6 protein-coding genes and 2 tRNA genes are annotated in these 7,080 nt (G+C 65.0%); 7 read left to right on the forward strand and 1 reads right to left on the reverse strand.

Annotated features, from left to right (window positions below; genetic code table 11):
- The first annotated feature begins 22 nt into the window (after window positions 1-22).
- On the forward strand, window positions 23-1,603 hold the full coding sequence (locus BMG00_RS17115; RefSeq protein ID WP_078575299.1) for a helicase HerA-like domain-containing protein: 1,581 nt from the start codon (window positions 23-25) through the stop codon (window positions 1,601-1,603).
- On the opposite strand, the gene BMG00_RS17120 is transcribed toward BMG00_RS17115, so the two are convergent.
- Window positions 1,590-1,898, reverse strand: a complete 309-nt coding sequence (locus tag BMG00_RS17120) for a DUF6477 family protein (RefSeq protein WP_078530500.1) — start codon at window positions 1,896-1,898, stop codon at window positions 1,590-1,592. The genes BMG00_RS17115 and BMG00_RS17120 overlap by 14 nt on opposite strands.
- 218 nt (window positions 1,899-2,116) lie before the next feature.
- On the opposite strand from BMG00_RS17120, the gene BMG00_RS17125 reads away from it, so the two are divergent.
- The 6 genes from BMG00_RS17125 (at window position 2,117) to BMG00_RS17150 (ending at window position 7,080) form a co-directional block, all read left to right on the forward strand.
- Window positions 2,117-3,244 carry a DUF6456 domain-containing protein gene (locus BMG00_RS17125; RefSeq protein WP_078575250.1) on the forward strand — a complete coding sequence of 376 codons (1,128 nt, stop codon included), beginning with the start codon at window positions 2,117-2,119 and terminating at the stop codon, window positions 3,242-3,244.
- 238 nt (window positions 3,245-3,482) lie between these two features.
- Window positions 3,483-4,376, forward strand: a complete 894-nt coding sequence (locus BMG00_RS17130) for a hydrogen peroxide-inducible genes activator (RefSeq protein WP_078575251.1) — start codon at window positions 3,483-3,485, stop codon at window positions 4,374-4,376.
- 66 nt (window positions 4,377-4,442) lie between these two features.
- Window positions 4,443-5,393 carry a lipoyl synthase gene (gene lipA, locus BMG00_RS17135; protein ID WP_078575253.1) on the forward strand — a complete coding sequence of 317 codons (951 nt, stop codon included), beginning with the start codon at window positions 4,443-4,445 and terminating at the stop codon, window positions 5,391-5,393.
- Between the two features lie 136 nt (window positions 5,394-5,529).
- Window positions 5,530-5,605, forward strand: a tRNA-Val gene (locus BMG00_RS17140).
- Between the two features lie 143 nt (window positions 5,606-5,748).
- On the forward strand, window positions 5,749-6,690 hold the full coding sequence (locus BMG00_RS17145; RefSeq protein WP_078575254.1) for a pirin family protein: 942 nt from the start codon (window positions 5,749-5,751) through the stop codon (window positions 6,688-6,690).
- A 313-nt stretch (window positions 6,691-7,003) separates the two neighbouring features.
- Window positions 7,004-7,080, forward strand: a tRNA-Asp gene (locus BMG00_RS17150).

The raw sequence follows: 7,080 nt of genomic DNA on the forward strand, positions 1-7,080 counted from the left end.
AATGAATTTCACGGGGGATGGCATGACGGGTGTCTTGACCGAAGAGGGTGTTTTCGTCGGCGGCGGCGGTGAGGGCTATGGCAGTCCGCAGGAGTTGCTGCTGAAATATGGCAACCGTCACGGGTTGATCGCGGGCGCAACCGGCACCGGCAAGACGGTGACGCTGCAAATCCTCGCGGAAGGCTTCTCGAGTGCGGGTGTGCCGGTCTTCATGGCCGATGTGAAGGGCGATCTCTCGGGCGTGGCGGCCAGCGGGTCGGAGACCGCCAAGCTGCACAAACCCTTCATGGAGCGCTCCGCCACGATCGGGTTCGACCTGGACTATCGCTCTTATCCGACCGTGTTCTGGGACATGTTCGGCGAGCAGGGCCACCCCGTGCGCACGACCGTCTCCGAGATGGGGCCGCTGTTGCTGTCGCGCCTCCTCGGGCTGACCGATGCACAAGAAGGCGTGCTGAATATCGCTTTCCACATTGCCGACGAAGAGGGGCTGGCGCTTCTCGATCTTGACGATCTGCGCGCGATGCTGCGCCATGTGGGCGAGCGCGCCGACGAGATCTCGCTGCAATATGGCAATGTCGACATCCGCTCGATCGGGGCGATCCAGCGCGAATTGCTGGTACTCGAGAACCAGGGCGGGGAGAAATTCTTCGGTGAACCGGCGCTGGAACTGTCGGACCTGATCCGCACCGATTCCAATGGCATGGGCCAGATCAACATCCTCGCGGCCGACAAGCTCATGGCGAGCCCGCGTCTCTACGCGACTTTCCTGCTCTGGCTCCTGTCGGAACTGTTCGAGGAGCTGCCCGAGGTCGGCAATCCCGACAAGCCCAAGCTCGTCTTCTTCTTCGACGAGGCGCATCTTCTGTTCGACGACGCGCCCAAGGCGCTGGTGGACAAGGTCGAGCAGGTCGCGCGCCTGATCCGCTCGAAGGGGGTGGGGATCTATTTCATCACCCAGAACCCGACCGACGTGCCCGATGGCATTCTCAGCCAGCTCGGTAACCGGGTGCAGCATGCCTTGCGGGCCTTCACCGCGCGCGACCAGAAATCGCTGCGTCTGGCGGCCGAGAATTACCGCGCTAATCCGCGTTTCGACACAGAGATCGCGATCAAGGAAGTGGGCACCGGCGAGGCGGTGACTTCGTTCCTTCAGGCGAAGGGCGTGCCGGGGATGGTCGAGCGCACGCTCGTGCGCCCGCCGCAATCGAGACTCGGGCCGCTCACGCCGTCCGAACGCGCGCAGGTGATCGCGGCCTCACCGCTGGGTACGAAATACGACACGCCCGTGAACCGGGAGTCGGCGCAGGAGATCCTGGCCAAACGGGCGGAACTTGCCGCCAGGGAGGCCGCCGAGGCGGAGCTGCGCGAGAAGGCGGCGAAGACCGCGTCCGGGCGCTCCGAGCTTGATGCGGGCTTCGATGAGTTCAACAACGCGCGTCGCTACGAGCCCACGACGAAGACCAAAATGAAGACCACGCGCTCGAGCCGGTCGGATTCGATCGTCGAGACCTTCGGCAAGAGCCTCGCACGCCAGCTCGGCACGAAGACCGGGCAGGCGCTGGTGCGCGGCGTACTGGGCTCGCTCTTCAAATCGCGCTGAGAACGGGCCGGGGCAGCAGCCGCGCCTCGGCCATCACCGCAATCAGGATCTCGACATGACGCGCGACGCTATAGGTGGCTTCGCCGTCGCGTCGCGCGTGATCGAGAATTTCCTCCTCGGCGAGCAGGAGCGGCAGCGCGGCGCCCGGGCGCGGAAGGTCCGCGCAACGCAGCACGCGCTTGAGGTCTCGCTTTCGGCTGTAACCCTCCAACCCGAACCGGGCCGCGCGCACCAGCAGGCGCGGGCGCTTGATATGCGAAAGGTCGATGGTCGGGGCGGGCAGGGAATGCAGCATGACGAAAACCTCCGTTGAATTGAAGGCCTCGATCATTATTCAACCAAAGCGGGTGTTGCGCGCGGTCCCGAAGATGCGCGCGCCCGCCAAAGGTTTGTTTAGGAAGTTTAAGGAAATCTTGCTGGCGTCCCGTTTATTAACGAACGGGTAACCAAACCAACTCACGGTTGTATTCGGACAGACTCGCCGTCGCTGTGCGGCGCCATCTGGGGGACAAAATGACTTCGATCGCACCGGTCACGGCGGGGTTGCCCGCCTGGCTGCCTGACCATACCCGACTCTACCTGCACCATGTGGAGCAGGGCATCCCGATCCGGGCATTGGCGAGGGCGGAAGGGTGCGCGGCCTCGACGATCCTGCGCCGCGTGCGCCGGATCGAGGCGCGGCGGGACGATCCGCTGATCGATGAGGCGCTCGAGTATCTCGGCCGCGCGGCCGGGCAGGTCGTCGCCAATGCGCCCCTCGCACCGGATGCGCCCGTGCCCCAAGAGGACACGCCAGCCATGACCGCACCTTTCCGCACCGCCGAAATTCCTGCAGACGATCACCTGCTCGAGGCCGAGGCGCGCCGCATCCTGCGCCGACTGGCCGAGCCGGCGGCATTGCTGATCGTCGCCTCCGAAATGGAGAAAGCGGTGGTGCTGCGCGGCACGGTGCGCACCGCCGTGCTCGAACGCGCCGTCGCGCAGGCTTTCGCGCTCAAGGACTGGATCGAGGTCGCCCATTCCGGCCGCGTCACGAGCTATCGGATCACGCAGGCCGGGCGTGCGGCGCTCAAGCGTATCCTCGAGGCAGATCTCGCAGCCCGTGGCGCGCATGAGCCCCAACCTTTCGCCGCCCAGCATGGCGAATTCGTGGAGCGGGATCTTGAGGACAGCGAGGGGCGCCAGCGCCGTATCCGCGCCAATCTTGCCGAAAGCCCGCTGGCGGTGCTCGCACGGCGGCGCGACAAGGACGGGGCTCCGTTTCTCTGCGCCGATCTCGTCGCGGCGGGAGAGCGGCTGCGCGAGGATTTCGAGTTGGCGCAGATGGGTCCGCGCGTGGCGCAGAACTGGGAGCGCTTCATGACCGGCGGCGGCGGGCGCGGCCAGTATCGCCCTGATCTGACGCAGGGTGGCGGCTCGGAAAGCGCGCGCGAGCGTGTGGCGTTGGCGCTGCGTGATCTCGGTCCCGGACTGGGTGATATGGCGCTGCGCTGCTGCTGTTTTCTCGAAGGGTTGGAGACGGCCGAGAAACGGCTCGGCTGGTCGGCGCGGTCTGGCAAGATCGTTCTGCGCATCGCGCTTCAGAGGCTCAAGCGCCACTATGACGACACCTATGGCGGGGCGAGCCCGATGATCGGCTGAACGGGTAGGGAGCGACGCTCCGGGCGCTCGCTGGGGAAAATGGAAGGCGCGAGGGAAACCCCTCGCGCCTTTTTTCCGTTCGCGCGTTTCCTGGGAGTGAACGGATCTCTCGTCCCGGCGGCGGACGTCGGGGTGTGTCATCCCGTCGCGCTCTGCGCCGCGGCGTTTGAGTGGAAAATGCCTTTTCCGCGCCATAAAAGGAAATTGTAAAACTCTATGATCGGAATAACCTGCCGTTATGAATGTCACCTTGCGCCAACTGTCCTATCTGCGCGCGCTCGGTCATGCGCGCTCCTTCTCGCGTGCGGCGGAGATGGTTCACGTCTCGCAGCCCGCGCTTTCGGTTCAGATCCGCGAGCTCGAGGATCAGATCGGCCAGCCACTGGTCGAGCGCCGTCCGCGCGATGTGCGCCTGACACGGGCGGGGCGGCGGGTACTCGAGACCGCCGAGCGGGTCGCCGCTGAGCTGCGCTCTTTGCAGGCCGAGGCGCGGCGCGGGCTCGGTCAGGTCAATCTTGGCGTCATTCCGACCATCGCGCCCTATCTTCTGCCCGCGGCCCTTCCGGGTCTGCGCGCGCAAGGCGTTTTGCGACTGCGCGAGGCCACGACCGAGGAACTGATCGAGGAGGTCGGTCAGGGCACGCTCGATGCCGCGATCATCGCAACGCCCGCGCCCGAGTTTTTCGAGGCTCCGCTTTTCGAGGATCGTTTCCTGCTAGCAGGCACGCCCGATCAGCTTGCGATGAATCGCGGACTTGCGCCGCAGGCGATCAATCCCGATCAGTTGCTTTTGCTCGACGAGGGGCATTGCCTGGCCGATCAGGCGCTTGCGCTGTGTGGGCTCACGCGGGCGGCGCAGAGGATCGATCTTGGGGCCTCCTCGCTGACAACGCTCTGCGCACTGGCGGGGCAGGCGATGGGGCTGACGCTCGTGCCCGAGATCGCCGCGATGCAGGAGAGCCGCGCGTTTCCGACGCTCGCACTTCTGCGCTTTGCCGATGAGCCGGCGCGTCAGGTACGGCTCGTGCGCGCCCGCGAAGCTTCTGACCCCGAGGCATGGTTCGACCCGCTCGTCCGGGTTCTCAAGGCGGCGGGCGAGGGGCTGATCACACAGGCGCGCAAACGGTTCTGAGCGAAAATTTGCATCCCGTGCGCAATCGGCCTATGTGACGGTCAACCGCATTCCGAAAGGTCAATCATGCGCGATCTCAAGATCCCCGGTGAACGCCACCCCGAGAAGGCGCATCGCGCCGATAATGCTCAGCCCAAGAAACCGAGCTGGATCCGCGTCAAGGCGCCGGTCTCGGAGGGCTACAAGCAGACCCGTGAGATCCTCAAGACGAACAAGCTGGTGACAGTCTGCGAAGAGGCGGGCTGTCCCAATGTGGGCGAATGCTGGAGCCACGGCCACGCGACCATGATGATCATGGGCGAGATCTGTACCCGCGGCTGTTCCTTCTGCAACGTGGCGACGGGTCGTCCCGATGCGCTCGACGTGTTCGAACCCGGCCGCGTCGCCCATGCGGTCGAGACGCTGGGGCTGAACCATGTGGTGATCACCTCGGTGGACCGCGACGATCTCGAGGATGGCGGGGCGGAGCATTTCGCGCAGACCATCCGCGCCGTGCGCCACCGTTCGCCCGAAACCACGATCGAGATCCTCACCCCGGACTTCCTGAAATGCGCGCCCGAAGCGCTGGAGAAGGTCGTCGAGGCGCGTCCCGACGTGTTCAACCACAATCTCGAAACCGTGCCCGGCCTTTATCCGAGCGTGCGCCCGGGTGCGCGCTACTTCCACTCGCTGCGCCTTTTGCAGCGTGTGAAAGAACTCGATCCCGCGATGTTCACCAAATCCGGCATCATGGTGGGCCTGGGCGAAACCGGCGAGCAGGTGCGCCAGGTAATGGACGACATGCGCTCGGCCGATATCGATTTCCTGACCATCGGCCAATATCTGCAGCCCACGCCGAAGCACCACGCGGTTGAACGTTTCGTGACGCCCGAAGAGTTCAAGGATTACGAGAAGGCCGCCTATGGCAAAGGTTTCCTGATGGTTTCCGCGACGCCGCTGACGCGGTCGAGCTATCATGCAGGCGACGATTTCGCCCGTCTGCGCGAGAACCGCCTTAAGAAACTGGGCCGCATCTGACCCGAACCTGCGAGATTACCGACAGACCCGGCCCCGCGGCCGGGTTTTTCGTTTCGCTGATGCGGGTGGATGAGGACGAGACATGTACGCAATGCCTCTTGATCGGGCGGCGTGCCCCGGCTAGAGGAGGGTCCGGGGGCGGTTAGCTCAGTTGGTAGAGCGTCTCGTTTACACCGAGAATGTCGGGGGTTCGAGTCCCTCACCGCCCACCACCTCCCTGAAATGTATTTGTTATCAGGTTCTTGCGCCACGCAACCATGGCTCTGTGAGTTTTCGCAGGGACTCTGCGCGCGGGTTGGGGCTGTGATCGCCGCTGCCCCGCGCTATCTCCTGACCTCAACGGAAGGAGCGCCCCATGAGCTGGAACCCCGCCCTCGACCCAGAGATCCCGATCGGCGACGCGGTCGACGCGATCGAAACCGTCATCGCCCCGCGGGCCCGCGACCTTGGCGGGTTCGAGGTGCGCCGTGCCTTGCCTTCGGCGAAACGCCAGATGGTCGGTCCGTTCATCTTTTTCGACCAGATCGGCCCGGTGGAGTTTCTCTCTGGCCAACGCGGCATCGACATCCGGCCTCATCCGCATATCGGCCTCGCGACCGTCACCTATCTCCTGCAAGGGCGGCTGCATCACCGCGATTCTCTCGGCACGGATCAGTGGATCACACCCGGTGCGGTGAACTGGATGAATGCGGGCTATGGAATTACCCATTCCGAGCGCACCGACGGTGCCGTGCGCGAGAGTGGCCAGCTGCTCTCGGGCATCCAGACCTGGGTGGCGCTGCCCGAGGAGTTGGAAGAGGGCGCGGCTGGCTTCGAGCATGTCGGGGCCGAGGCACTGCCCGACCTTGAAGCCGAGGGGAAATCGGTACGACTCGTTCTGGGCGACGCCTGGGGTGCGCGCGCGCCGCTCGATCTGCCCTCCGAGATGTTTTACGCCGATGCCCGGCTCGAACCCGGTGCGCAACTGCCGCTTCCCGACAACCACGAGGATCGCGGCGTCTATGTATTGCAAGGCGCGGTTTCCGTTGCGGGCGAAACCTATGAGGCGGGGCAGATGCTGGTGTTTCGCCCCGGAGACCGGATTTCGCTCAAGGCAGGTGGGCAGGGCGCGCGCCTGATGGTGCTGGGAGGCGCCACGATGGGCGGCCCGCGCTATATCTGGTGGAATTTCGTCGCTTCCTCGCGCGACCGGATCGAGGCCGCGAAAGAGGCCTGGCGTGCGGGCGATTGGGCACATGGGCGCTTCCGCCTGCCGCCCGCCGATGATTCCGAGTTCATTCCCGCACCGGAGCGCTGAACCCGAGCGGGCAGGGGCGCTGCCTCGTCGCCGGAGGGCGACGAATGTTGTCTGGGCAGGGGGCGCCGTCCCCGCCCTGTGGTCTCGCCCGGGATATTTGATGCGGTTCGAATAAGCGAAACCTTCGCCTCCAACAGCTCCAAATATCCCCGCCGGAGGCATGCACCCTTGCCGCCCGAGCATCGGCGATTTCCTTGCCGCTACGGCGGGTGAAAAAACGTCAAACTTTTTCGTCTCGTGCCGCTTGACGGGGGCAGGTGGCCCGCGTAATACGCTCCCCACGCTCGGATGGCGATCCGGGAAGATGATGCGAGCGGTTGTAGCTCAGTTGGTTAGAGTACCGGCCTGTCACGCCGGGGGTCGCGGGTTCGAGCCCCGTCAACCGCGCCA

Origin of the sequence: Thioclava marina (assembly GCF_002020135.1) — a bacterium.
In the GTDB taxonomy this organism is placed as follows: domain Bacteria; phylum Pseudomonadota; class Alphaproteobacteria; order Rhodobacterales; family Rhodobacteraceae; genus Thioclava; species Thioclava marina.

Coding starts and splice junctions, on each gene's coding strand:
- BMG00_RS17115 (WP_078575299.1), top strand. CDS start 23: ATGACGGGTGTCTTGACCGAAGAGGGTGTTTTCGTCGGCGGCGGCGGT.
- BMG00_RS17120 (WP_078530500.1), bottom strand. CDS start 1,898: ATGCTGCATTCCCTGCCCGCCCCGACCATCGACCTTTCGCATATCAAG.
- BMG00_RS17125 (WP_078575250.1), top strand. CDS start 2,117: ATGACTTCGATCGCACCGGTCACGGCGGGGTTGCCCGCCTGGCTGCCT.
- BMG00_RS17130 (WP_078575251.1), top strand. CDS start 3,483: ATGAATGTCACCTTGCGCCAACTGTCCTATCTGCGCGCGCTCGGTCAT.
- lipA (WP_078575253.1), top strand. CDS start 4,443: ATGCGCGATCTCAAGATCCCCGGTGAACGCCACCCCGAGAAGGCGCAT.
- BMG00_RS17145 (WP_078575254.1), top strand. CDS start 5,749: ATGAGCTGGAACCCCGCCCTCGACCCAGAGATCCCGATCGGCGACGCG.